The sequence below is a fragment of the Lysinibacillus sp. BNK-21 genome (assembly GCF_048684915.1).
GTDB lineage: Bacteria > Bacillota > Bacilli > Bacillales_A > Planococcaceae > Lysinibacillus > Lysinibacillus capsici.
This window is the reverse complement of the sequence record NZ_JBLQTS010000001.1, coordinates 572,734-595,977: the sequence shown is the minus strand read 5'-3', so window position 1 is coordinate 595,977 and position 23,244 is coordinate 572,734. Positions and strand designations below refer to the sequence as shown.

Genomic DNA, 23,244 nt, shown 5'->3' with positions numbered 1-23,244 from the left:
CAGCATAGTGATCTACTCCAACATTATCAATCCATTTAAAAAGAGCATCGTTCATCAAAACGATGCTCTTCATTCATTTATGCACTTTATCCTTGCCCTAAATAACGCCCTACCTGGCGTCCACTAAATAAACAACCACCAACAAATGTCCCTTCTAAAGCGCGGTAGCCATGGACGCCACCGCCACCGAAACCACTTACTTCACCAGCAGCAAATAACCCAGGAATTGGCTGACCGTCCATGCCCAAAACAGCGCCATTTAAATTTGTTTGTAAGCCACCTAAAGTTTTCCTTGTTAGAATGTTTAAGCGAACAGCAATTAAAGGCCAATTTTTGGTATCTAAAATTTTATGTGGCTTGGCAACACGCACCCATTTATCCCCAATATAATTTCTTGCTCCATGAATAGCGTTTACTTGCAAATCCTTTGTAAACTTATTGTCCATTTCCCGATCTCTTGCCAAGATTTGCTCTTTAATCTTCATGAAATCAAGTAGCTCATTCCCAGCAAGTTTATTCATTCCATCTACAAGTTCCTTTAGATCATGTGCAATCACAAAATCCTCTCCGTGATTTTTAAAAGCTTGGATAGGAGCAGGTGGGCCTGGTAAAATGCGTTTTAGAACATCGCCAATGCTTTTGTTTGTTAAATCTGGGTTTTGCTCCGAGCCAGATAAAGCAAATTCTTTCTCAATAATTTTCTCCGTTAAAATAAACCAGGAATAGTCATAACCTGTTTTTTGAATCGCCTCTAACGTACTGAGTGTATCAAACCCTGGAAAGTTGGGTGCATGAAAACGATTCCCCTCTGCGTCAAACCACAGGGAGGAGGGACCAGGCAATATCCGAATTCCATGGTTGGGCCATATTGGATCCCAATTTCTTAAACCCTCTGTGTAATGCCACATGCGATCACGGTTTACAATGCGTCCCCCAGCATGTTCCGTGATCTCTAGCATTCTTCCGTCAACGTAAGCTGGTACACCACATACCATATTTTTGGGAGGGGTTCCTAATCGAGCAGGCCAATTTTTTCTCACTAAATCAAAATTTGCCCCAATACCACCACTTGCCACAATCACAGCTTTAGCTTCGTAGGAAAATTCACCGATTCCTAATCTCGAACTCTTTTCACCTCGATTAATAAAGGTTTCAGCTAGCACCGTTCCGCTAATTCCTATAATCTTCCCTTCTTGCTGCACAAATTCATCCACACGATGTCTTGGCTTGAAGTCAATGAATCCTTCTTTCATAGCCTGTTTTACTTTATCTACAAATGGCTTTACAATGCCAGGGCCTGTTCCCCAGACAATATGAAATCTAGGTACTGAATTGCCATGCCCTCCTGCCAATGAGCCTCCCCGCTCTGCCCATCCAACAACAGGGAAAAACTTTATACCTTTTGACTTTAACCAGTCGTATTTTTCACCTGCAGCAAAATCGACATATGCTCTTGCCCATTTATACGCCCAGGAATCCTCATCTTCTAAACGATCAAAGCCTGCAGTTCCTTGCCAATCCTGCCATGCAAGCTCCTTACTATCTTTAATTCCAAGCCTTCTTTGCTCTGGAGAATTTACTAAAAATATTCCTCCAAAAGACCAATATGCCTGTCCTCCGATTGAATTTTCAGGCTCTTGATCTACTAAAAGAACTTTTTTCTTTGCATCGATTAATTCACAAGCTGCGACTAATCCTGCAAGACCAGCACCGACTATTGCAACATCGTACTTCATTCTTACACCCCCAAATCAATCATCCTTAACTAACATTCTTCTCTCACAGTCTGTTTACCTTCTACTTTTTATATTTTTGTCTAAAATGTGACAAACAAAAACGTTCGCTTTCTTAGAACAAATCCATGGATAATTAGCATAAACCCTCTATTTTATTCCATTTAATTCCCATATAATTTTTCATGCTAAAACTACACAGAAACCTGATACTATCGGACTTTTCAAATATCGTTAGCGCTTTCATTGTATTCCCCAAAAAGACGAACAATACAACAGTATTATATAAATAATATTCGTTTTTAGTTATTTTTCAGACTTTTGAAGTCAGTATTTTTAAAGTTTTTAAGAAATATCGTTGACAAAGGTGAACAATAGGGATTATGATGTTAACAAATTTAATCACAAAAAATATAATGACGGAGACACACTAGTCGCAAGAAAATCCAAAGAGAGCTGATGGTTGGTGCAAATCAGTGATTTCTACGATAATAGTTCCACTCCTGAATAGATAGGCTGAACAACTTAAAAGTATGCTTATCCGTCTCATGCACGTTACGCATATAGCTAAGACTGCCAGAATAAATTTTCCAGCAGTGATTAAGGGTGGTACCGCGAACCAAAGTTTATACAGCCTTTCGCCCCTTACAACACACTAACTGTGTTTGTAAGGCGTGGAAGGCTTTTTATATTGTCTTCGATTTAGAAAGGAGATTGTTTGTATGCTGTAAGATGTTCGAATTTTACAAATTTCAGACTATCGTAGATAAAGCCATAGCCAATAATGATAAAAAAGGAGCTAATTATAATGACTACTGCAACAAAAACAAGAACTATTAACGTATTTATCGCTGATCCACTAAGTGAGGATGGTATTTTCCCATTACGCCAGGAACAAGATTTAGATTTAAACATTATTGTAGACACAGGTTTAGCACCAGAAGAATTAATCGCTAAAATTGCTGATGTAGATGTATTACTTGTGCGTTCTCAAACAACGGTAACACGTGAAGTAATTGAAGCAGCAAAAAGCTTAAAATTAATTGGTCGTGCTGGTGTTGGTGTCGATAATATTGATCTTGCTGCTGCTACAGAACACGGCATTATCGTGGTAAACGCACCAGATGGTAATACTAACTCAGCTGCCGAACATACAATTGCGATGATGACTTCACTTGCCCGTCATATTCCACAAGCTTTTAATACATTAAAAAATGGCAAATGGGATCGCAAATCTTTTGTTGGCGTGGAGCTAAAAAATAAAACTTTAGGCGTTGTAGGTTTTGGTCGAATTGGTGTTGAAGTAGCTTATCGTGCTAAGGGTCAACGTATGAATGTTATGGCATACGATCCTTTCCTAACAGATGAACGTGCCAAAGAATTAGGTGTAACAAAAGCAACGGTTGAAGAAATCTGTGTAGCTGCAGATTTCATTACAGTTCATACACCACTTTTACCTGAAACTCGCAACCTTATTAATAAAGATAAATTTGCGATGATGAAAGATGGCGTACGTATTATTAACTGTGCACGTGGCGGTATCATCAATGAAGACGATTTATATGATGCAATCGTAGCAGGTAAAGTGGCTGGAGCAGCTCTTGATGTATTTGTTTCTGAACCAGCAACAGATCATAAGCTACTGACTTTACCACAAGTTATCGCAACGCCTCACTTAGGAGCATCTACAATCGAGGCACAGGAATCTGTAGCGGTTGACGTATCAAATGACATCATTAAATTTTACAAAACAGGTACTGTAACAAATCCAGTAAACATGCCATCTATACCTAAAGAGCTTCTTGCACAAGTTGAGCCATTCTTTGAATTAGCTGAAAAACTTGGTTCATTCCTATCACAAGTGACAACAGAGCCAGTCAAAGAAATCAACCTATCTTATGCTGGAGAAGTAGCAAACTATGATGTTCGTCCATTAACTTCAAATGCATTAAAAGGTTTACTGTCTAAAAATCACGGTAATCATGTCAATGATGTGAATGCTCGTTACTTATCTGAACGTATTGGTATGAAAATTAATGAGCACAAAACAACAACAGCAAAAGGCTTTACTAGCTTAATTACGATTGAAATTATTACTGCTAACGAAACACATACTGTAGCGGGTACACTATTAAATGGTTTAGGTGCACGTATTGTAAAAGTAGAGGACTATGTTGTAGATGTCATTCCACAAGGCCACCTTCTTTACATTAAAAATACTGACAAACCAGGTGCAATTGGCCGTGTAGCAACAAAGCTTGCAGAAAAAGAAATCAATATTGCAACAATGCAGGTTGGTCGTGCACAGGTTGGTGGTACAGCGGTTATGATGTTAACGGTTGATAATGTTGTAACAGAAGAAGATTTAGTTTTTGTGGCACAGCTTGAAAACATTGATGAGGTAAAAGCCATTAACCTATAATTAATAATAGCAAGAAGCAGGGAGTCTCTACTCTCTGCTTTTTATTTTGGGAAAATGATACTTTTCTATGAGTTCTTCGTCTTTAAAGAAAAGGAGGTGTTCAGCTTGAACATAGAAGAAATATTTTACTTACATAATAACACCATTTTTAAATACTTATATTACTTACTAAATGATGAAAAATTAGCGGAGGATTATACACAGGAAACCTTTGTCCGTTATTTGAACCATCACCAAACAATAAAAGAAGGAGCCGATCTCGCTTGGTTGCGGTGCACTGCACGTAACCTTGCCTATGATCATTATCGTCGGAAAAGGATTATTCAGTTTGTCCCTTTTTTACAACAGCATGAAGAACAAGCGTCACCTTCTCCTCATCAATGGCTGATGCAACGAGAAGATGCCAAGATACTGTATCTTGCAATTCGAAAACTAAAAATTACCTATCGTGATGTGATCATTCTGCGCAAAATAGAGGGGCTTTCCATCGAAGAAACCTGCGCTATTCTTGGCTGGAATGAGGGGAAAGTAAAAAACACATTAAAACGAGCACTCATCGCATTAAAAAAACAGTTAGGAGGTGAGATGGATGAAGAATGATAAGAAGACATGGCAACACTTAGATGATTTAATGTTATCTGATCAGCAGCAAAAAAAATTATTACGCAATATGACAGAGCCCTCAGTAATTAGTAAACAAACTACTGGAAACGGATGGAAAATTCCGTCTGTGTCAGTGCTATTTATAGTAGTTCTTTCTTTATTAATTTTAACTTTTGTTCAACGTCCGACTGATTCTCCTATGACAATGGATTCCTCCAAAGCCATCCAACGTTTCTACTTAAAGGAGAATCTGAACAAGGATACCTTTATAGCAAAGGATTCTTGCCTTTATGTTCCTCAGCAATGCTATGCTCATTCAAAGGCTATCACACAGCTACAACAGAATTGGGACAACGCTTCTCCTATAACAATATCCGCTAGTCAATGGAAAAGTGGTACTATCTATGATATTTTGATTCTCTATAATGACCGTACACAAGAGAAATGGAAGGTACTCAATAACAAGATTTTCTTCAATGTTGAAACCCAGCAAGCCTTTCTGATTGAAGAATCAATTGACTCTCTACGCTATTTTTATGATGAGAAGCGGTCGACGAAACTTATTTTAGGGAACATTTTCATCCTACTTATGCATTTCATCCTATGGATTGCTAAAAAAAGAATGCCTTATACAGAACGTCGCTTTTTCGCTGCGACAGTTGAGCATGCTATTGCCAATGCCATCATGCTCGTGTTGTTTGGAGGTATTTCATTTGGTATCTATCTTGTCCACCATACAATTCATGCAACAATTATTTATGGCCTTTTCTCACTCTACTCCTTTATGCAAATCTATTATCGTAAAAAGGCTGGTGAACCTAAGGGTTACTTAATTGCTAGCGCTCTTGTTCAGCTTTGTATAGCGATAGCTTTTACATGTTTATACCTTGGACTGAATGTCTATTTTTAATAAAAAAATGTACTGACTCCATGAAGGGTCAGTACATTTTTATACTATAGCTTATTTACAAGCTCCAACAACGCTGTCAAAGAATCCACCTCATAGGTAGGTGTCACAGCCCCGTTGGCGATATTGCTTTCACGATTAATCCATACATTGCGCATTCCCACACGAGATGATCCTAAAATATCAGTATTAAGATTGTCGCCAACCATAATTGCCTCGTCCGCTGTAATACCTGCTTTCTCCATCACAAACTCAAAAATAGATGCGTCCGGCTTACCTTTACCAAAGTCACCTGAAATAATAATATGATCAAAATATGGGGCAATTTCTGGTGTGATTTCTAGCTTTAAATTTTGCAAACTTGGTGCGCCATTTGTAAGCAATACAAGCTGATATTTTCCTTTTAATTCATCTAACACTGCAAAAGTATCTTCGTATAAAAATGGCGCTACTTTACGCTCGGCTACAAAGCGCTCTCCTAGCTCCTCTCCAAACGCTGTATCTTCAATACCAAGAGCAGCTAACCCTTTTGTCCAAGCCGCTGCACGATAGCTAGGAACAATTTCCTTCATTTTTTGGAAGGAGTCTGTCGAGTCGTCAAACGTTCCCCAAAGTCCTTCAAATGGATTGATACCAATTAATACCGTATAATCATATGTTTCATAACCCTCATATAAAGCACGTGCCTCTCGGCGAACAGCTTCCTCTAGCTCAGTAGGATTCACATTATGTACTGTTGCTGCATAGTCACATGTTTTTTCAAATGCAGTTTTGACTGATTTTTTATCCCATAGTAGTGTATCATCTAAATCAAAAATAATTGTATTTATCGACATTTTTGTCCGCTCCTAGCTCCCGATTAATACTACTATTTTAGCATATTTTCAAAATATTTAGGATAACAATTTAAGTACAATTCCTGTATCTAAAAACAAGCTGTACGTCAAATCTTACAGCTTGTCATGTATTAATTATTTTTATTTCGTAAACGATTCATTAAACTCTGAAGGTCTGCTCTTTTTTGCTGTGTTTCTTCTTTTAAAATTTCAATATGGTAAATACCATCTTTTTCTTCTATCTGAACACGATCACCTACTTGCACAGGCTTGTTCATGGCTGACTGTGAAATAATGAGTTGTTCCTCTTCTGCTGGAAACTTTAAGAAAACCGCATAGCCATCTTCAATACGGTCCAATGTGTATTTACTCAAGCTCACTTACAAGTTCCCCTTTCTCATTCCGTAATTGCGCAGCATCTCCAGCATTTAACCAAATTTGTTTAGTTGTCCATTTCAAATAATTTTGCCCTTCCCGTGCATTGGTTCCACTAGTAATATAAATCGTTTTCCCTGGCTGTAAAGAAAGATTAGGGAAGTTATAAACTTGATGCCCTTCAATTGAAATAAGCTGCCAATCTTTTAAAGATACTGCGTGTTGTCCACTATTTTTAATTCCTACAATTTCAGTAACTAGATCCTTACTAACGATTTCAATAGCTGTTGTCGGTTCTTCTTTAGAAAGTATATTACCAGTTTCTACACTAAAAGTTTCCTTACCGTTCACCGTATAGTTTACCCCATCTGTGGACACCGTAATCGTTCCTAAATCCGCGGTGGCATATATTTTACTACCAATAGCCTGCAAACGGTCCACAATTTCTGCATGTGGATGTCCATACTTATTATCCTCTCCATAACTTAATATCGTGACCTCTGGTTTTACAGCCTGAATGAACTCCTCTGAGCTACTTGTGTTAGAGCCATGATGTCCAGCTTTTAAAACTGTTGCTTTCACATCATACTGCAACATTTCCTTTTCTAATGCCACTCCCGCATCTCCTGTCAATAAAAAAGAGACATTCCCATAAGTCATTTTTAAGACAATGGAGGCATCGTTATTGTCTGTAGCCTGATCATTGGCATTTAAAACTTTCACATTTACATCCTTATCAAATTCGATATCATCGCCGATTTTTGGCACATGATAAGGAATATTTTTTTCATCGATACGTGTCAGCATCTCTTCAAAGGTTTGCGATGTATGTACTTTTCCCGAATCATAAAATTGCTCAATCGTCATGTTATCTAATACAGGAATAAACCCTCCAATATGATCAGCATCTGGGTGTGTTGCTACTACAATATCAAGCTTATTTATCCCAAGTTCTTTTAAATAAGAGACAATCTGTTGCCCTGCGCCCTTCACTCCCCCATCTATAAGCATCGTTTTACCACTTGGTGATTCGATCAGTATAGAATCCCCCTGTCCTACATCAATAAAATGAACCTGCATTTCATGACCAGCTGTTACAGGAATTTTCTCTGTCTTGACTGCCTCGGTACAGCCGGCTAATAAAAAAATACAAAGGAGTAATACTATTATTTTTTTCATCTACTAACTTCCTTTCTATTCTCCTATTATACAAAAAGAGAGCTAGCCATGGGCTGCTCTCCTTTTACTTTAAACAAATATCCACCATAAAATCATCGTAATAATAATAGTCACAAGCCCTTGGAGTAATGTGGCCACCGTTTGGGCTTTATAGGCTTGTGTTACTTCCATACCACTATACTGCGTAATCACCCAAAAGAAGCTATCATTCACATGGCTAACTGTCATTGCTCCTGCACCTATTGCCATCACCACTAATGCTAATGGTACCGCTCCATCAATCCCCAATGTCACAAGCATCGGGGCTACTAAAGTAGATGTAATCACAAGAGCTGTTGTAGAAGAACCTTGAGCCGTTTTCAACGCTGCTGCTACTATAAACGGCACAAGAAGGAATAATGTACCTGAGGCAAACATACCTAAATCCATTTCTTGAAGCATTTCTCCAACACCAGCATTTTTTATAACAGTTCCAAACGAACCACCAGCCCCTGTTATAAGTAAAATTGGTGCGGCTTCTTTTAGACTTTCGCCAATCCAACCTGTTAATGTCGTTTCATTGATTTCAGGTAATAATAAAAAGGCTGCTGCTACACCTAAAAATAAGGCCACTGTTGGAGAACCTAAGAATTTAAAGATGGTATTGAAAGTCGCTTCCGTATCACCAACTAATGCTGCTATAGAACCCAAACCAATTAACACAATCGGCAGAACGATTGGTAAAAATGCTTTAAATGTTGAGGGCATTTTACCAAAGGATTTAATGACTTCCTCATAATCTAATGCCTCTACCTCATCTTCAGGAACGCGAATTTTTGTCGCAACTTTTACTGACCATAGATAACCTACGAATGTCGCTGGTATCGCGACTAATAAACCAATGACAATGACTGTTCCTAAATAATCTGCTGCGCCAATATTTCCTGCTGCTGCAATAGGCCCTGGAGTTGGTGGTACTAATACATGCGTCGCAAATAAGCCAGTTGCTAAAGCTACTGCCATAGATGCAATCGTAACATTTGCTCGCTTTGCTAATGATTTTTGCAAGCTGGATAAAATAATAAAGCCAGAATCACAAAATACTGGTATGGATACGATATAGCCAATTAAAGACATCGCTAATTGTGGACGTTTAGGTCCTACAATTCTTAACACTACTTCTGCCATTCGATAAGCAGCACCTGATTTTTCTAATATTAAGCCTATAATAGTACCAGCAATAATGACTAAACCAATACTTGTCATTAAGCCTCCAAATCCAGTATTAATGCTTTCCACTACTGTCAACAATGGCATACCTGAAGCAATTCCAACGAAGAAAGCACTGATTAATAAAGCTAAAAACGGATGAAGCTTTAACTTAGCTGTTCCTAAGACAACAAACAATACCCCTATTAATATAATAATGAACAACATCTAGACATCCCCCTTTTGTAAGTAACGCTCTATCATTCTTTTAGTTTTTAACCGAATAAAGTGTGCAGGTTCTTGCATTGCCTGCTGCACATCAATCTCCTCATCTACCAATGACTCAACAACTGTAAAATACGCTTGTAATGCTGTATTCGCCTTGGTATCAATTCCTCCAGACAGCAGCATCGCCTCTACATTCGCTTGCTTTGCAGCTTTGGCTACACCTAATGGTGCCTTACCATGTAATGTTTGAAGATCAGATTTTCCTTCACCCGTTATCACTAACTGTGCTTCTGCTAAATGAGCCTGAAGTTGTACAGCGTCCAGCACAAGGTCAATTCCTGCATGGAAGGTTCCTTTTAAAAAAGCGATTAATGCGCCCCCCATTCCCCCAGCGGCTCCAGCACCTTTATAGTCATGTAATCGTATAGCAAATTGAGCTTCAACAATATCTGCAAAATGCTTTAAACAACGATCAAATTCAGCGACCTGGTGTTTTTGAACACCCTTTTGTGGACCAAAGATGGCAGTGGCTCCTCGTTCACCAATAAGCGGATTATCCACATCACAGGCAATCGTAAATGTTGATTCTGCTAATCTAGTGTCTAGTAGACTCATATCTATGACATCTAATTGCATAAGGTTAGAAACACCAGCCTCAAGTTCCACCCCTTCCGCTGATAATAACCGCACACCTAATGCTTGTAACATACCAGTACCCGCATCATTTGTAGCACTCCCACCAATGCCAATAATAAATTTTCTAAAACCTTGATCAAGTGCGGCTTTAATTAATTGTCCTGTGCCATAAGATGTAGCAAGTTCAGGATTTTTCTCACTTTCTTGTAACAGCATAATACCAGATGCTTGAGCCATCTCTATTACACAGGTTACTTGATCGCCCAGTACACCATATTGAGCCTGGATAGCTCTTCCCAATGGATCAAGCACAGTTGCTGAGCAATATCGGCCATCTGTAGAGGCAATAAGTGAGTGCAGTGTACCTTCACCACCATCTGCCACTGGTAGTATAATTGTTTCAATTGAATGATCCACATCTAAGATTCCTTTTTGCATTGCCTTTGCTACTTCAACTGCTGACAGAGTACCCTTGTAGGAATCTGGACTAATGATAACTTTCATGATATACCTCCACTTATGTCGTCCATTGACATTTACGTAAATTTTCATATCCCTAAGTTAAGCGCTTACAATTTATTATAATGACAATAAATTCAGAAAACATTATAATAGGTGTACAATTTATCTGTCATATAACAGGCTTTTTTTTATGCGAGGTGTATAAACATGTTGACAAAAAAGTTAGCAGAAGACATCGTCCATCAAACGATGTTGCGCTTGCGTCACAATATTAATGTTATCAGCCCAAGTGGAGTCATTTTAGCTTCTGGGGATAAAATGAGGGTGGAAAATATTCATGAAGGTGCACTATACGTAGCACAGACAAAAGAGACTCTAATTATAAATGAGGAAAATATAGCACTTTATCCAAACACAAAACCAGGCATCAATATGCCAATTATGTACCAAGATGAGGTTGTAGGTGTTATAGGTATTACAGGAGATTCAGAGGATATGCTTGAAATTGCTAATCTCGTTCAACTCACAACAGAGATTATGGCCCATCAAGCGATTGTTGAATCTAAAAGCGAATGGCAACGAAAGAATAACGATTACATATTTGAAGCACTCGTTCATGGAAGTAAGCTAGACGGAACCTTAACTGAACGGATTCAGAAATTACCATTTGCTCTTTCTGGCCCTTTTCAGGTGATTTTAGTGAGCTTAAATGAAGCATCCTACGCAGAAAATACAATACCCTTCTTTTTTGAGGATCTATTTTACAAACAGCCTATTCTTGCTGGTCATAGCCAATTACAGGAATACTATATCCTACTAACAAGTTGTATGGAGCAAAATTGCCGTCCTATTATAAAAGCACTGCGTAAGCAGAAGCAGAAACTTCCCTCCCTTCAAATTGGTGTAGGGCCTGTGGTTCAACATTTATCTCAGCTTCCCTATAGCTACCAAGGTGCCAAAACAGCTCTAAAATTTGCTGCAATCAATAATGAATTGACTTTTTTTGAAGATGTCGAGTTATATTCCCTTTTTAAACCTCGTGAATCGGAGGAGGTACAAGCATTTTACCGTCGTGTACTCAAAAATTTAGACGCTAAACAATTGGAAACATTACAATCGTTTTTTGATTGTAATTTACAGCTAAAGCATTGTGCTCAGCAATTGAATATTCATCGACATACACTTACTTATCGTTTAAATAAAATAAGGGAATTAACAGGCTATGATCCGCAATACTTTGAGGATGCTGTTCTGCTAAAAATGGCCTGTACATTACGAACACTACAAACAATGAAGGCAATCTGAACAGATCAGATTGCCTTCATCATTAAGCCTTATATAATTCATTTAAAAATTCTATTTTCTTCCCAATAGCCTCTTCAAAGGTCATGATATAGGCAGCAGGATCTTTCGGATTATGGAATTGTGTAATTCTCCCTGTTTCGGGATGAACAAATTTTGAGGATGCCCCACAGCCAATTCCTAAGATTGTCTGCACTTCTTCCATAATAACGATATTATAAATACTTTCTTCTCCCGCTTTACTATAGCCGACATTTTCTAAATTACCTAAAATATTTTTCTGACGATATAAATAGTATGGAACATAATCATTTTCTTTTGTCCAAATTCGTGCCATTTCCATCATTTCAGCTACCGTATCACGGTCGGCTACTTTGTATTTATCCTTATTACGCGTCATCTCTGAAGCACGTTTAAATGATAGCGTATGAACAGTTAAAGACTCTGGCTGCATTTTTGCCGATTCCTCTAATGAATGTTGGAATTCTTCAATCCCTTCATTCGGTAGCCCAATTATAAGATCCATATTGATATTGTTCATACCTGATTCTCTTGCAAGCCAAAACTTATCAATGGTTTCCTGGACTGTGTGATGACGACCAATTGCTTTTAATGTTTCATCAGTATAAGATTGTGGATTTACACTAATACGATCAATACCCCATTTTTTTAGTACTTCTAATTTTTCTGGTGTGATGGTATCAGGTCTTCCTGCTTCAACTGTCACCTCTCGAATTGTTTCAGGGTTAGGGAATGATTCATACATCGTTTGATATAAGGCATCCATTTCATCGGCCTCAATTGAAGTCGGTGTACCACCACCCCAATAAATGGAGGTGATTTTCATATCATTGTCCTTCAGCCATTTGCCCATTTCGCGCAATTCAATATGCAAGCCATCTAAAAAAGTCGTAACACGCCCTTGCTTACGATTACTACCAATCGCATAGGCTGGGAAAGTGCAATATGCACATTTGGTAGGGCAGAATGGAATACCAATATAAACACTGATTTCTTGTCCAATGGCATCAAGATCAGGAATGGTCACTAGTTGTCGGTCCACAATTTCCTTTAATAGTCCAACTTTTTCCTTTGATAAGCGGAAATCTCGAATTAATAGATCAGCAATTTCTTGCTCACTTTTACCTTCTTTTCTAAATTTATGATACAGCTTTGTTGGGCGTACACCCGTTAAAATCCCCCATTGCTGATGCACTCCAGTATGCTGTTCAAGAACATCTAAAAATACATGTGACAATGCACGTTTTATGCGAATATTTAGCTCACGATCTGTTGCCGGGGACTCATATTGAATACTGTACTCATTCGTGTATTGCTTACCATCTACAATCAAGTTTGCTTTTGTAGAAATGGAAAAATCGTCTCCAGTCTGATAGTCAAATGTAGCAGACATATCTGCTCCCATTGGTTCAACCTTCAGCTTGGAATCCTCAAAAAATAAATTCGCAATATGATTTAATACGCGAATCCAATCTTCAGGATATTTTTGATCTATATGAATAATTTTCATTTCGTTTCGCTCTCTTCTTTTATATATTGCAGATTTAAGTTTAACAAATTTCTATGACTATAAGCAAAATAACAATTAGAATCTATAAAATAACAGAATATTCAGTTTAAATATAGACAAACTATTTTTTTGTCATTATAATTTTCAGAAAAGGTGGTGTCGAGAATGTTTATTTTAAAAAATGACAATTATACATCTGTTTCGAGCTTTATTCATCAAGTAGAAGTAGCATTCCACCATTTTGATTTAGAGCGCTGTGACGAAAAAACATTATATGTCACGGTAAAACTTAATTACGGCACACATAAAGTACTTTGTGATTTTATTTATATTATTGATCAACAAGAAATCTATGGCGCTATTTCAATTAACAAGCATTATGAAAAGACAAGGGTATTTATTCAACAGCATTTTCAGCAATTTTTATTGTATTCAGATGAAATGGTATTAGCTAAAAACTTCATGAGTACAATATCCTTTAAACAATGTCTCCAACAATTTGCGAAAAAGTATCCAGCCTTTATTTCCTCAAAGAACCATTACGCTCTAGCAATGGCTGAGTAACCACAAATAAAAATAGTATGCCAAGCATTGTTGGCATACTATTTTCTTAATTATTTTAAATATTCATCCACAAATTCAACAGGTACATATGTCTTTGTATTTTTTAAAGTCGGTGCGACTGTTAGTGTACGTAATGCCTTATTATAGCCAAATGTTTTTTCACCGCGAGTAATTGTGTAAGACATATTCCCTTTTGAAAGGATTGCCCCCTTGCCTGTAGAATCCACTTTGAAGCCAAGCTTTTCAGCGATCACACGTAATGGCACCATTTTTGTACCAGCTACTTCATAAGAATCTGATGCGATAATATTATCAATTTCTTCATTTATTGGATTCTTAGTAGTTGAGGAATCATCGTCCAGTACAATTACTTTAGATGGTGTTGTTTGAGCTGGGATACTTTTAGTAGAGGCCGTATAGAAAACAATCAGATGCTTCTCTGCTAAATCTTTAGCGTCCACCTTTTCACCTTTTTCATTGAATAGCTCTGTTTCTTTCCCAATATTTAATTTTAAAATATCATACGTATTAGTTAAATCTTCAAAGAAATAATCCACTTCTACAAAACCAACTTCTTCTGTTTCAACGATGACAACCTCTGGATTGAATTGTGGTGGATAAATATATTTTTGCGGTTTGTTAGCAAAGGTATAAGCTAATACTTTATCACCCTTTTGTAGCTCCACTTTCTTCCCAGTATTGTCGAACACGAGAGTATCTTTAGTAATTTCTAATACATTTGTTTGCTCGCCTTCTTTTACTGTGTAATATGTAATATTTTCCTCAATACGAACATCTTCCACAGTACCACGAGTATCATTAAAAATGTGTACGGGATCAATTTGTATTTGTGGAACCTCCGCTTCTGTAGATTGCTGCTCATTTGCTGAAGCTACCGGTACAAGGGCACTTCCAAATAATAATGCAGACATAGCTGCAGGTGCTATTTTTTTCATGTTCATAAAATCTCTCCTTATTGTTTGGATTCATAGTAGTAGTAGTTTTAAAATGGAAAAAGTTTCAGTGCAAACCGAGGATTTTATGAGAAAGAGGTGGCAGTATCTACTGCCACCTCTTATTCCTATTCTTTAACAATCTCGCTCAAACCAGTAATATCGATGCCATTTAAAGCTTGAGTAGCAAGGCGATCTGCTTCCGAATTATCCTTACGTGAAACAAGCTGGTATTCGGCTTGAATGTGAAGTTGCTCCAGCTTAGCATCAATTTTATCTGCCCAGCTTGCTAGTTCTTTTTCCAATGCTGGCCATTCCCCATTCAGTTGATTGATGACCACTTGTGAATCTCCTATAATACGCACAGGCAAATGGTGGACATTTAAAAGTTCTAGTTCTACTAAGGCTAAATAAAGCGCTGCATACTCTGCCTCGTTATTTGATTTCAATTCAGACGAAAAGGCATTCCTTCTCAATCGTAAAGGTTTACCATTTTGTTCATAATAAATGGCGCAGCCTAGTCCTGCTTGCCTTGTCCCACGATCAAAACCTCCATCAAAATAGAGCGTAATATTATGAGGCTCTGTATCAATTTCCTTTAAATATGCTTTTAGCTCTTTATGTGACCAATTTGTATCTTGCCGATCCATACAATGTAGCGATTTTACCCTTCCCGTTCTTTCCATGTCCTCTGCAAGTAAAAGTGCTTGAGCTGCAGGCATTTCAGCTGAACGTAAAACTGTTGTTGCTCCTTTTGGTGTTTTATAGGTCCATTCAATGATGACATGCATATTCATAACCTCCCATACTCTTTAACTGGTACATAAAGCAAAAACGTGTACCGACCAATAGCGGATACACGTTTTCCTCTCACTTGTTATATGTGCAATTCCTAGAAAATTTATTCCTTTTTAAATTGCGATTATCACCTTTTATTGAATTCCTTCATATAAACCTTGGATAGGTTTTATTAAAATGCGATTTACTTCTTCGATTACTTTACTTACCTTCATTTCTGCCTCAAGCATCGTTGAAATTTTTTCATTTTGCTGTGCAAGCTGTGCCGCTTTTTGTGCATAGACAAGCTCATCCTCCAAAATATCCTCACCAGCTAATTGCTTTTTCTGTAATTCGATTTGGATTTTACGGAAGTTTTTAAAGACATTTAATGCCTCTTCATCATTTTTAACAACTTCAACAGCAGCTTTTAACGCTTCAAATTCTGGAATCTTACGGAAAGTTGCTTCTAGCGCATTAATGTCATTATAAATATTAATCATTCATACAATCTCCTTTTAAATAAAGTAAACAATCAAGCCTTGCACAATCCCAATCAATCCACCAAGCACTGCACCTAATACAGTAATCATTTTAAACTCACGTTTTGAAATACCTAATACAAGCTCCTCTAATTTCTCTACTGGGAATGAGTCAACCTGCTCTCGCACAACCTCTTGTAAGTTTAAACGTTTTAGTACATCCTCAAGTTTTTCCTCTGCCTTCACAAAAGCTTTTTCTATAGCTTGTGGAATCACGGTATACTTCGCCCAGTCATTTCCTTCTGGCCAATAATAAGAAATCGGTTGATTTAAACGTTCAGAGATTGCTAATTGTTCTTTCACGTACACTTGTAATTTCGATAAAATGGGGTCAAATTGAACATCTTGCAAAAAGTCCATAGCTGGTCGATCTTTAAGTTTTTCCCATTCCTGTGAAAATATTTTTGTTAGTAATGTTGTTGTTCCTGGTGCTTGTAAAAACTTCACAAGCTCACGTTGAACTTTCCCAACTAATGAAGAGGAATCACCTAAGAACATATTGATCATGCCGCCTAGAGACCCTTTTGATGATAAAAAGTCATCAATCATTGCCTTTATCGTCATTTCACCTTCTGGTGATAAAAAATAATCCTCGCCTTTTTCTAAAATGTGCTGAACTGCTACTGGAATTTTAGCATCAATTGTATTTTGGATATCATCTGATAACAGCGTACGAATTGATTTTGTTGATAGTGTATTCTTTACCGACGAAAATTGTCCCTCAACAATTGCTTCAACCTTCTGTTCAATGGTAGTAGGTAGATGAGCAAACCCAGCTAAGTTTAGCCAATCCTGAATTGTTTTGTCGTTTGTAAAGATTGTTTCTTCAACTTTTGTTTGCACAAAGTGTTCTACTTTGTCTTGAATATCCTTAGAGAAAAACTTTTTTCTAAATGTTTCAGGCGTTAGTAAATAATTAACTACTGTAAGACCCAGCTGTTTAGCTAATTCATCACGTCGTTTGGGTATAAGGCCTGGTGTAAACGGTACACGCCAATTTTTAATATATATCGCTTTATATGGACGAAAAAGCATTTTAATGGCTAAGTGATTTGTAACGCCCCCAATTGCAGCCCCAATGATAGCCATAAAAAGTAATGTCACTATAAAATTATCCATTAGTATCCTCTCATTTCAATTGTATTCAAGATTGGCGTATTTTGTCGCCTTCTGCACTCATTATAGCAGAGCAATGATTTTCAACGAAAGAAATACCCCTTTAGAATTTCAATCTCATCCTATTTACTTCTATGAAAAGTGAATAGTTGCAAAAATATCTTTATACTTGAATAATATGACTACATACTATAAGAAGCGAGGTTTGATGATGATTCAACATTTCAGTTTTAAACCACTATTTGAAAACACGCAACTACCTGGGTGGTCTATTTCATTTTTTTATCAACGAGAACGATACCAAGCGGAATATTTAAAGGACGGTACGATTGAGTGGATAGGAGCCATTCCATCAGACGAGGAGGTTGTTAAAAAAATGATACATGAACTTATGCTGTTTCATGTATACGATTGAATTTGATAGTCAATTTTTCGTTGTGATCCCGTATAAAAATACCTATATTTACTATTAATAGCACGCCATTTAAGCTAATTATGTTGAATCCTGTTGAAATTTGTATATTTTTCTTATACATTTATGATATCAGCTTAATAGTAAATGTTTTTTATGCAGGGGGCCATTTCAATGAGTAAAGTCACACTTTCGGATGACTTAAATAGCTATAATTCAAAAGCGTTAATTCGTGTAAAAGTAAAAGAATTTTTTTCAGAATTTTCCGCTAAAATATTCGAATTAGTGGATGAAGCGGGTGCTGTTAATAGTAAGAAATTCGAGGAACTTTCTGGCTATAAAAGCGACTTTTACAATGAGTATTGCAGTCAACTAAAGGGCTTTTTTGATTCTTCTACTAGCTCTTTCGGCAAGAAATCGATTAAAACGTTCTATTTAACGTATAATAATAAGAACTATGTTTTAACACAGCAAGGCATAACGGAAAAAGCACCTGTATCTATCGCTCCGTTTACAGGTGAAATACCTTTAAAGGAAACGGTTCATGATGTTGAAAAAGCGTGTTTAAAATTACGCTTCCAGCAAGAATAAATAGGTCAAACATTTAGAAAGGGGGAGTCTCAAATGACGATTGAGACTCCCCCTTACTATAAAAAATAATTCATTTAAAAAAATCCGCAAGCTAAAGCACTCTTGAGATTTTTGACGTGTCGTATTATATGAGATGCAAAATGCTTCTTTCCCTAAACAAACTATCTTTGATCTTTCTAAAGTTAGCATATAGCCATGTTAATTACAATCTTTTGGTATTTGAATCTAGTTGCATTTTTTCAAAAGATCCATGAAAAACAAGTGAAAAAGTTGTTGTCAATATTTGTGTTTTTCTTTTAAATAATTTATGATTGAAACATCCAACAATTTTTTAAATCATAGGAGGTGTACACTTTGTTTACTTCCCTCATTCGGGCGGGAACAAAGGAATTATTTGGACGGAGACATATTGGAGATAACCATTAGGTTGGCGGCATTCGCCCTACTAATTATAATGACTGGATTTTTCGTTGCAACTGAATTTGCAATCGTAAAAGTGAGATCTACCCGCATTGATCAATTGCTCGCGGAAGGGCATAAAAAAGCGAAAAATGCAAAACGTGTTGTTTCAGATTTAGATGAGTACTTATCTGCATGCCAGTTAGGTATTACCATCACTGCACTTGGTTTAGGTTGGTTAGGTGAACCTACATTTGAAATCATTTTACACCCAGTGTTTGAATTTCTAAATTTGAATGGTAGTATTACATCTATCCTTTCATTCATACTTGCATTCTCAATCGTTACGTTTATGCATGTTGTTATTGGGGAATTGGCGCCAAAAACATTAGCCATCCAAAAAGCAGAATTTGTCACATTAAACTTTTCTGGCCCATTAATTATCTTCCACAATATTACCTATCCCATCATTAAGCTATTAAATGGCTCTGCCCGTGGTTTAACAGGTCTTTTCGGCTTAAAAATGATGTCAGAATCAGAAGTTGCTCATACAGAGGAAGAGCTGCGTATGATTTTGTCGGATAGTTTAAAAGGTGGAGAAATTAATAACTCAGAATATGAATATGTTAACAGTATTTTCGAGTTCTCTGATCGTCTTGCAAAAGAAATTATGGTTCCTCGAACTGAAATTGTCGGCATAGAAAAAGAGCTAACAATTAAAGAAGTGTTTGATTTAATGGGTGTTGAGCAATATACTCGTTATCCAATTCTGGATGGAGATAAAGATCATATTATTGGATTAGTTAACATGAAGCATTTATTAACCGCTTACATTAAAGATCCTAAAAATGGTGATAAGCCAGTCATTGATTATATGCAACCTATTATTCGAGTGATGGAAACAACGCAAATTAACGATCTATTACTAAAAATTCAACGTGAACGTATTCATATGGCCATTTTAATGGATGAATATGGCGGAACATCTGGTTTAGTGACGATTGAAGATATTATTGAGGAAATTGTCGGCGATATTCAAGATGAATTTGATGAAGACGAAATCCCGGAAGTACAAGAAATTGCAGAAAATCATTTTATTTTAGATGCTAAGATGCTTCTTGAAAATGTAAATGATATGCTTGGTACTGACATAGAAGATGATGATATTGATACTATCGGTGGTTGGTTCATGACGAAGCGTTTTGATGCAGTCGAAGGTGACAGTATTGAAGAGCAAGGTTTTGAATTTATCGCAAAAGAATTAGATGGTCACCATATTTTATACTTAGAAGTTCTGAAATTACCTAACAGTGATTTATCAAATGAATATGACGCAGTCATTGACTAAAATTGAATTGATTTACCATACTTGTCGTGGTACTATTAGAAGCACGCTTGTATAATCTAGGCTATAAATATGGTCTTTTTTTCACACCTTATATAGGTGGGAGCAACGACTGTAATAAATAGATGAAACGACTCCCTTTTTAAAAGGGGGTCGTTTTCTAATGTCCGAAAGTTTTGCGAGGAGGAAACAAAATGGAGCTCTATACAAATTTACGTCAAGGGGAAAAAGGTGCATGGCTATCCATTGGTACATATCTAATCCTAAGCTCTGCTAAGCTTACAATAGGCTACATTGGTACATCTGAGGCCCTAAAAGCAGATGGTTTAAATAACACAACTGATATCATTGCTTCCATCGCGGTACTGGTTGGTTTACGCATTGCCCAAAGACCACCTGATTCCAACCACCAATACGGACATTTACGAGCTGAGACTGTTGCCTCTTTAGTCGCATCGTTCATTATGCTTGTTGTCGGTCTCCAAGTATTAGTTAGTTCCCTAAAAAGCTTGTGGGAGCCCACTGGTACAACACCTTCACTATTAACAGCCTATGTAGCAATAGGTAGTGCAGTTGTCATGTATGTGGTTTATCGCTATAATTTGGCACTATCAAAGAAAATTAAGAGTGCCGCTGTTAAAGCTGCTGCCTTTGACAATCGCTCTGATGCACTTGTCAGCATCGGTACAGCCATTGGTATTTTTGGAGCCATTTTCGGCTTTCCGATCATTGATTCACTTACAGCTCTCATTGTTGCCTTTTTAATTATTAAAACAGCAGTAGAAATTTTTTGGGAAGCTGTTCAAAGTCTTACAGATGCATTTGATATTGATGAAGTTGAAACGTTATCGGTCTTAATCCGTAACGTGGACGGGGTAATGGAGCTTTTAGACTTTAAAGGACGTGCCCATGGCAATATGTATTTCATCGACGTAACTGTCACAGTAGATCCTTATTTAAATGTCTTTGAAAGTCATCGCATAACCGAAGAAATCGAACATACCATTATGCGTGAAAATCGCTTTTGTCAGGTTCTAGTGCATATTGAGCCATATATCATTCCTCCGCAAAACGAAGAAAAGTCTCCTACCAATTGATTGGTAGGAGACTTTTCTTATTTAATAGCTATATAAATATCCACTTGTGATTCATGTGGATTAGCGGATCGTTCATCATACAGTTCAAAGTCGCCTGTATATGTTCGTTCAACTTTAGAATTTGCAAACCATGCCCAAATCTCTTGCCAGGTTTGGATGACAACTTCAGGCATCGTGCCTTTATCTGATGTAAATACTAGATACTTAGCTGCTGGAATCATTTTAACTACTAAATCTGTTGGAATGTCATCATTATTTACTTCAACTCCTAGTGTAAGAGTATAATTACCATTCACATCCGTTTCATAGTCTGAATACAAACCAAAGACATGGCCATTTTTTCGTTCGGCTATTTGGCCCGCAATATTTTGCTGATAAAAGTCATCCCATAATTGTGGAATTTTAGCATGCTCTGTTATTTCATTTGCATTACTTGTTTGAGTTGAAATACCTACGATGTTAAATGCGGTTAATTCAACTACTTTTGGTTCCTTCCCTTCACTTTTTCTCCATCGCTTCAAACTTGGCAAAAAGGAAGTCAGCATATTCCGTGCCTCATTTTCTGGCATACCACCTTCCTTAAGATGCGGTACACAAATTTCGATCATTTCTTCTACTGTTAACTGGGGTTGTTTAAACTTGCCTCCCTCGTAACAATATATACAATACTCCAGAATTTTGTCCCCATCTTTTTCAGTACCCAATAATGCCTCTTCTACTAAAGGCATACCGCAGCTTTGACAATAGCTTTGCATCGTCATTCCACCTTTCGCTTTATTTGTACTTACTATAGCAAAGGAAACCTGACAACTGTCTGTCATCAATTATCTAGATTTTTATATAATTGAACAATTTCTAAAGCTCGTTTTTGAATAATATCTCTTATATAAAGTGGTTCCATAATTTTAATGCGATGCCCAAAGCTTAACAAGAAACCATAAAGCCATTCATCTTCGGGTATAGATATATGAATCATAGATTGTTCATGGTCTATATGTTCTGCACCAAAGGATTCCTCCACTAATGTTGTAATGTCTTTATCAAAAGAAATGACTAAATCGACTACGTTTTGTGGTCGATGCCATTCTTTACCCCAAGGGAGTTCACTTAAATTCACTTCCTTACGCTCAAAGGTAGAATCAGCTTGAAGCAAATGTTTCATTCTCGCAAGCTTAAATAAACGAAAGTCCTTTCTTAATGTACAATAGCCATACAAATACCATATCTTCCCTTTTTGAACAATTGTATGTGGTTCGACTATTCGGCTTGTTTGTTCACCATAAGTAGTAGAATAATGAAAGCTTATGCAACGATTATTCTCTATAGCTGTCTTGAGCGTCGTAATAAGCTCTTTAAAGAGAGCGTTTGGTCCCCATGGACTAAGATCAACAAATAGATGGTCCATCGATTGTTTTACATGATCATCAGCAATACTCGTTATTTTCTCGAGCACGGCTTCAGCGTGGGAATCTTCATAGGTAGTCAAAGCACTTTTAATCGCAATAGAAAGTGATGTGAGCTCATCCTTCGTCAACACTTGCCTATCAACACGATAACCATCGATTAAACTAATGCCACCATTTACACCTTGCTGACTAATAACAGGTACACCAGCACAGCTCAATGTTTCAATATCTCGATAAATGGTACGAATCGAAACATTAAATAACTCTGCTAATTCCTGTGCCTTAACCTTTTTACGGTTGATTAATATCATCGTCATGGTTAGAAGTCTTTCTAATTTCATGGTAAAATCTCCTTTCTTGCCATCCCATTATTCCTATATATACTTCTATTTTAATTAATAACCTATCTTTTTAAGTATTTTTTAAGTACTTTTTGAGTATTTTTTAAGACAAATGTACTATAATAACGCCTAATTATTGTTACAACAATTATACTATTTTAACAATAAAAGAAAAAACAAGGCTTATGCCCATATGCAACTTTCATTAACAATACTATGTTGTTTCATTTTTGTATAAGAATAGTTTGATTTTAACGCCTAAGTAATTATTTCAATTCTCTTAACACAAACTAAAAAAC

22 protein-coding genes and 1 other annotated feature are annotated in these 23,244 nt (G+C 36.9%); of the genes, 9 read left to right on the top strand and 13 right to left on the bottom strand.

The genetic code is table 11. The annotated features are described in order from the left end of the window. Positions 1-86: 86 nt before the first annotated feature. The gene (locus ACMGGO_RS03020) at positions 87-1,736 is read right to left on the bottom strand and encodes an FAD-binding dehydrogenase (protein WP_048391767.1); all 1,650 of its coding nucleotides are present in this window, start codon (positions 1,734-1,736) and stop codon (positions 87-89) included. Positions 1,737-2,140: 404 nt separating this feature from the next. Continuing rightward, positions 2,141-2,382 (top strand) — a binding site (T-box leader). Positions 2,383-2,541: 159 nt separating this feature from the next. On the opposite strand from ACMGGO_RS03020, the gene serA reads away from it, so the two are divergent. From serA to ACMGGO_RS03005, 3 genes are all read left to right on the top strand, one after another. After that, positions 2,542-4,155: a phosphoglycerate dehydrogenase gene (gene serA / locus ACMGGO_RS03015; RefSeq protein WP_016992109.1), complete on the top strand. Its 1,614-nt coding sequence runs from the start codon at positions 2,542-2,544 to the stop codon at positions 4,153-4,155. A 105-nt stretch (positions 4,156-4,260) separates the two neighbouring features. Further along, complete coding sequence (locus ACMGGO_RS03010; protein ID WP_048391769.1) at positions 4,261-4,755, top strand: RNA polymerase sigma factor; 495 nt, start codon at positions 4,261-4,263, stop codon at positions 4,753-4,755. Further along, the gene (locus ACMGGO_RS03005; protein ID WP_326141096.1) at positions 4,745-5,668 is read left to right on the top strand and encodes a hypothetical protein; all 924 of its coding nucleotides are present in this window, start codon (positions 4,745-4,747) and stop codon (positions 5,666-5,668) included. Before ACMGGO_RS03010 ends, ACMGGO_RS03005 begins: the two co-directional genes overlap by 11 nt. 44 nt (positions 5,669-5,712) lie before the next feature. Here the strand turns inward: ACMGGO_RS03005 and ACMGGO_RS03000 are convergent, their stop codons facing one another. From ACMGGO_RS03000 to ACMGGO_RS02980, 5 genes are all read right to left on the bottom strand, one after another. Then, entirely contained in the window at positions 5,713-6,501 is a 789-nt protein-coding gene (locus ACMGGO_RS03000; protein WP_048391774.1) for an HAD family hydrolase, read from the bottom strand. A gap of 131 nt (positions 6,502-6,632) precedes the next feature. Beyond that, the gene (locus ACMGGO_RS02995; protein WP_048391776.1) at positions 6,633-6,881 is read right to left on the bottom strand and encodes a DUF3006 domain-containing protein; all 249 of its coding nucleotides are present in this window, start codon (positions 6,879-6,881) and stop codon (positions 6,633-6,635) included. Continuing rightward, positions 6,868-8,055 carry an MBL fold metallo-hydrolase gene (locus ACMGGO_RS02990; RefSeq protein WP_319839571.1) on the bottom strand — a complete coding sequence of 396 codons (1,188 nt, stop codon included), beginning with the start codon at positions 8,053-8,055 and terminating at the stop codon, positions 6,868-6,870. Before ACMGGO_RS02990 ends, ACMGGO_RS02995 begins: the two co-directional genes overlap by 14 nt. Positions 8,056-8,124: 69 nt before the next feature. Continuing rightward, on the bottom strand, positions 8,125-9,471 hold the full coding sequence (locus ACMGGO_RS02985) for a GntP family permease (protein ID WP_048391781.1): 1,347 nt from the start codon (positions 9,469-9,471) through the stop codon (positions 8,125-8,127). After that, positions 9,472-10,611: a glycerate kinase gene (locus ACMGGO_RS02980; RefSeq protein ID WP_054548652.1), complete on the bottom strand. Its 1,140-nt coding sequence runs from the start codon at positions 10,609-10,611 to the stop codon at positions 9,472-9,474. It abuts the gene before it with no gap. Between the two features lie 165 nt (positions 10,612-10,776). Between ACMGGO_RS02980 and ACMGGO_RS02975 the strand changes: the two genes are divergently transcribed. Continuing rightward, complete coding sequence (locus ACMGGO_RS02975; protein ID WP_054548653.1) at positions 10,777-11,874, top strand: CdaR family transcriptional regulator; 1,098 nt, start codon at positions 10,777-10,779, stop codon at positions 11,872-11,874. 22 nt (positions 11,875-11,896) lie between these two features. On the opposite strand, the gene ACMGGO_RS02970 is transcribed toward ACMGGO_RS02975, so the two are convergent. Beyond that, on the bottom strand, positions 11,897-13,402 hold the full coding sequence (locus ACMGGO_RS02970; protein WP_259949878.1) for a coproporphyrinogen III oxidase: 1,506 nt from the start codon (positions 13,400-13,402) through the stop codon (positions 11,897-11,899). A 165-nt stretch (positions 13,403-13,567) separates the two neighbouring features. Between ACMGGO_RS02970 and ACMGGO_RS02965 the strand changes: the two genes are divergently transcribed. After that, positions 13,568-13,966 (top strand): hypothetical protein, encoded by a 399-nt coding sequence (locus tag ACMGGO_RS02965; RefSeq protein ID WP_054548655.1) that lies wholly within the window; start codon positions 13,568-13,570, stop codon positions 13,964-13,966. Positions 13,967-14,016: 50 nt separating this feature from the next. Here ACMGGO_RS02965 and ACMGGO_RS02960 read toward each other — a convergent pair whose 3' ends face one another. From ACMGGO_RS02960 to ACMGGO_RS02945, 4 genes are all read right to left on the bottom strand, one after another. Then, positions 14,017-14,928, bottom strand: coding sequence for a copper amine oxidase N-terminal domain-containing protein (locus ACMGGO_RS02960; protein WP_420281564.1), 912 nt, complete (start codon positions 14,926-14,928; stop codon positions 14,017-14,019). A gap of 119 nt (positions 14,929-15,047) precedes the next feature. Continuing rightward, on the bottom strand, positions 15,048-15,710 hold the full coding sequence (locus tag ACMGGO_RS02955) for a ribonuclease H family protein (RefSeq protein ID WP_420281563.1): 663 nt from the start codon (positions 15,708-15,710) through the stop codon (positions 15,048-15,050). A 141-nt stretch (positions 15,711-15,851) separates the two neighbouring features. After that, positions 15,852-16,199, bottom strand: coding sequence for a YlbF family regulator (locus tag ACMGGO_RS02950; protein WP_004230811.1), 348 nt, complete (start codon positions 16,197-16,199; stop codon positions 15,852-15,854). 15 nt (positions 16,200-16,214) lie between these two features. Continuing rightward, positions 16,215-17,357 carry a DUF445 domain-containing protein gene (locus ACMGGO_RS02945; protein ID WP_048391791.1) on the bottom strand — a complete coding sequence of 381 codons (1,143 nt, stop codon included), beginning with the start codon at positions 17,355-17,357 and terminating at the stop codon, positions 16,215-16,217. Positions 17,358-17,565: 208 nt separating this feature from the next. Here ACMGGO_RS02945 and ACMGGO_RS02940 point away from each other — a divergent pair, with 208 nt between their 5' ends. The 4 genes from ACMGGO_RS02940 to ACMGGO_RS02925 all read left to right on the top strand — a co-directional run bounded on the left by ACMGGO_RS02940 (position 17,566) and on the right by ACMGGO_RS02925 (position 21,198). Beyond that, positions 17,566-17,769: a YheE family protein gene (locus ACMGGO_RS02940; protein WP_048391848.1), complete on the top strand. Its 204-nt coding sequence runs from the start codon at positions 17,566-17,568 to the stop codon at positions 17,767-17,769. A 171-nt stretch (positions 17,770-17,940) separates the two neighbouring features. Next, positions 17,941-18,357, top strand: coding sequence for a hypothetical protein (locus tag ACMGGO_RS02935; protein WP_048391793.1), 417 nt, complete (start codon positions 17,941-17,943; stop codon positions 18,355-18,357). 427 nt (positions 18,358-18,784) lie between these two features. Beyond that, positions 18,785-20,104, top strand: coding sequence for a hemolysin family protein (locus tag ACMGGO_RS02930; protein WP_004230815.1), 1,320 nt, complete (start codon positions 18,785-18,787; stop codon positions 20,102-20,104). A 191-nt stretch (positions 20,105-20,295) separates the two neighbouring features. Continuing rightward, entirely contained in the window at positions 20,296-21,198 is a 903-nt protein-coding gene (locus ACMGGO_RS02925; protein ID WP_313870504.1) for a cation diffusion facilitator family transporter, read from the top strand. Positions 21,199-21,215: 17 nt separating this feature from the next. Here ACMGGO_RS02925 and ACMGGO_RS02920 read toward each other — a convergent pair whose 3' ends face one another. Both ACMGGO_RS02920 and ACMGGO_RS02915 read right to left on the bottom strand, forming a co-directional pair. Then, positions 21,216-21,953, bottom strand: a complete 738-nt coding sequence (locus tag ACMGGO_RS02920; RefSeq protein ID WP_420281562.1) for an effector binding domain-containing protein — start codon at positions 21,951-21,953, stop codon at positions 21,216-21,218. A gap of 65 nt (positions 21,954-22,018) precedes the next feature. Next, the gene (locus tag ACMGGO_RS02915; RefSeq protein ID WP_420281561.1) at positions 22,019-22,945 is read right to left on the bottom strand and encodes a helix-turn-helix transcriptional regulator; all 927 of its coding nucleotides are present in this window, start codon (positions 22,943-22,945) and stop codon (positions 22,019-22,021) included. Between the last annotated feature and the right edge of the window lie 299 nt (positions 22,946-23,244).

What these genes read in the sequence shown, in the direction of transcription:
- ACMGGO_RS02945 (WP_048391791.1), bottom strand. Translation starts at nt 17,357, where the DNA reads ATGGATAATTTTATAGTGACATTACTTTTTATGGCTATCATTGGGGCT.
- serA (WP_016992109.1), top strand. Translation starts at nt 2,542, where the DNA reads ATGACTACTGCAACAAAAACAAGAACTATTAACGTATTTATCGCTGAT.
- ACMGGO_RS02940 (WP_048391848.1), top strand. Translation starts at nt 17,566, where the DNA reads ATGATTCAACATTTCAGTTTTAAACCACTATTTGAAAACACGCAACTA.
- ACMGGO_RS02920 (WP_420281562.1), bottom strand. Translation starts at nt 21,953, where the DNA reads ATGCAAAGCTATTGTCAAAGCTGCGGTATGCCTTTAGTAGAAGAGGCA.
- ACMGGO_RS03000 (WP_048391774.1), bottom strand. Translation starts at nt 6,501, where the DNA reads ATGTCGATAAATACAATTATTTTTGATTTAGATGATACACTACTATGG.
- ACMGGO_RS02925 (WP_313870504.1), top strand. Translation starts at nt 20,296, where the DNA reads ATGGAGCTCTATACAAATTTACGTCAAGGGGAAAAAGGTGCATGGCTA.
- ACMGGO_RS02990 (WP_319839571.1), bottom strand. Translation starts at nt 8,055, where the DNA reads ATGAAAAAAATAATAGTATTACTCCTTTGTATTTTTTTATTAGCCGGC.
- ACMGGO_RS02960 (WP_420281564.1), bottom strand. Translation starts at nt 14,928, where the DNA reads ATGAACATGAAAAAAATAGCACCTGCAGCTATGTCTGCATTATTATTT.
- ACMGGO_RS02950 (WP_004230811.1), bottom strand. Translation starts at nt 16,199, where the DNA reads ATGATTAATATTTATAATGACATTAATGCGCTAGAAGCAACTTTCCGT.
- ACMGGO_RS02975 (WP_054548653.1), top strand. Translation starts at nt 10,777, where the DNA reads ATGTTGACAAAAAAGTTAGCAGAAGACATCGTCCATCAAACGATGTTG.
- ACMGGO_RS02915 (WP_420281561.1), bottom strand. Translation starts at nt 22,945, where the DNA reads ATGAAATTAGAAAGACTTCTAACCATGACGATGATATTAATCAACCGT.
- ACMGGO_RS02965 (WP_054548655.1), top strand. Translation starts at nt 13,568, where the DNA reads ATGTTTATTTTAAAAAATGACAATTATACATCTGTTTCGAGCTTTATT.
- ACMGGO_RS03005 (WP_326141096.1), top strand. Translation starts at nt 4,745, where the DNA reads ATGAAGAATGATAAGAAGACATGGCAACACTTAGATGATTTAATGTTA.
- ACMGGO_RS02955 (WP_420281563.1), bottom strand. Translation starts at nt 15,710, where the DNA reads ATGCATGTCATCATTGAATGGACCTATAAAACACCAAAAGGAGCAACA.
- ACMGGO_RS02980 (WP_054548652.1), bottom strand. Translation starts at nt 10,611, where the DNA reads ATGAAAGTTATCATTAGTCCAGATTCCTACAAGGGTACTCTGTCAGCA.
- ACMGGO_RS02970 (WP_259949878.1), bottom strand. Translation starts at nt 13,402, where the DNA reads ATGAAAATTATTCATATAGATCAAAAATATCCTGAAGATTGGATTCGC.
- ACMGGO_RS02935 (WP_048391793.1), top strand. Translation starts at nt 17,941, where the DNA reads ATGAGTAAAGTCACACTTTCGGATGACTTAAATAGCTATAATTCAAAA.
- ACMGGO_RS02985 (WP_048391781.1), bottom strand. Translation starts at nt 9,471, where the DNA reads ATGTTGTTCATTATTATATTAATAGGGGTATTGTTTGTTGTCTTAGGA.
- ACMGGO_RS03020 (WP_048391767.1), bottom strand. Translation starts at nt 1,736, where the DNA reads ATGAAGTACGATGTTGCAATAGTCGGTGCTGGTCTTGCAGGATTAGTC.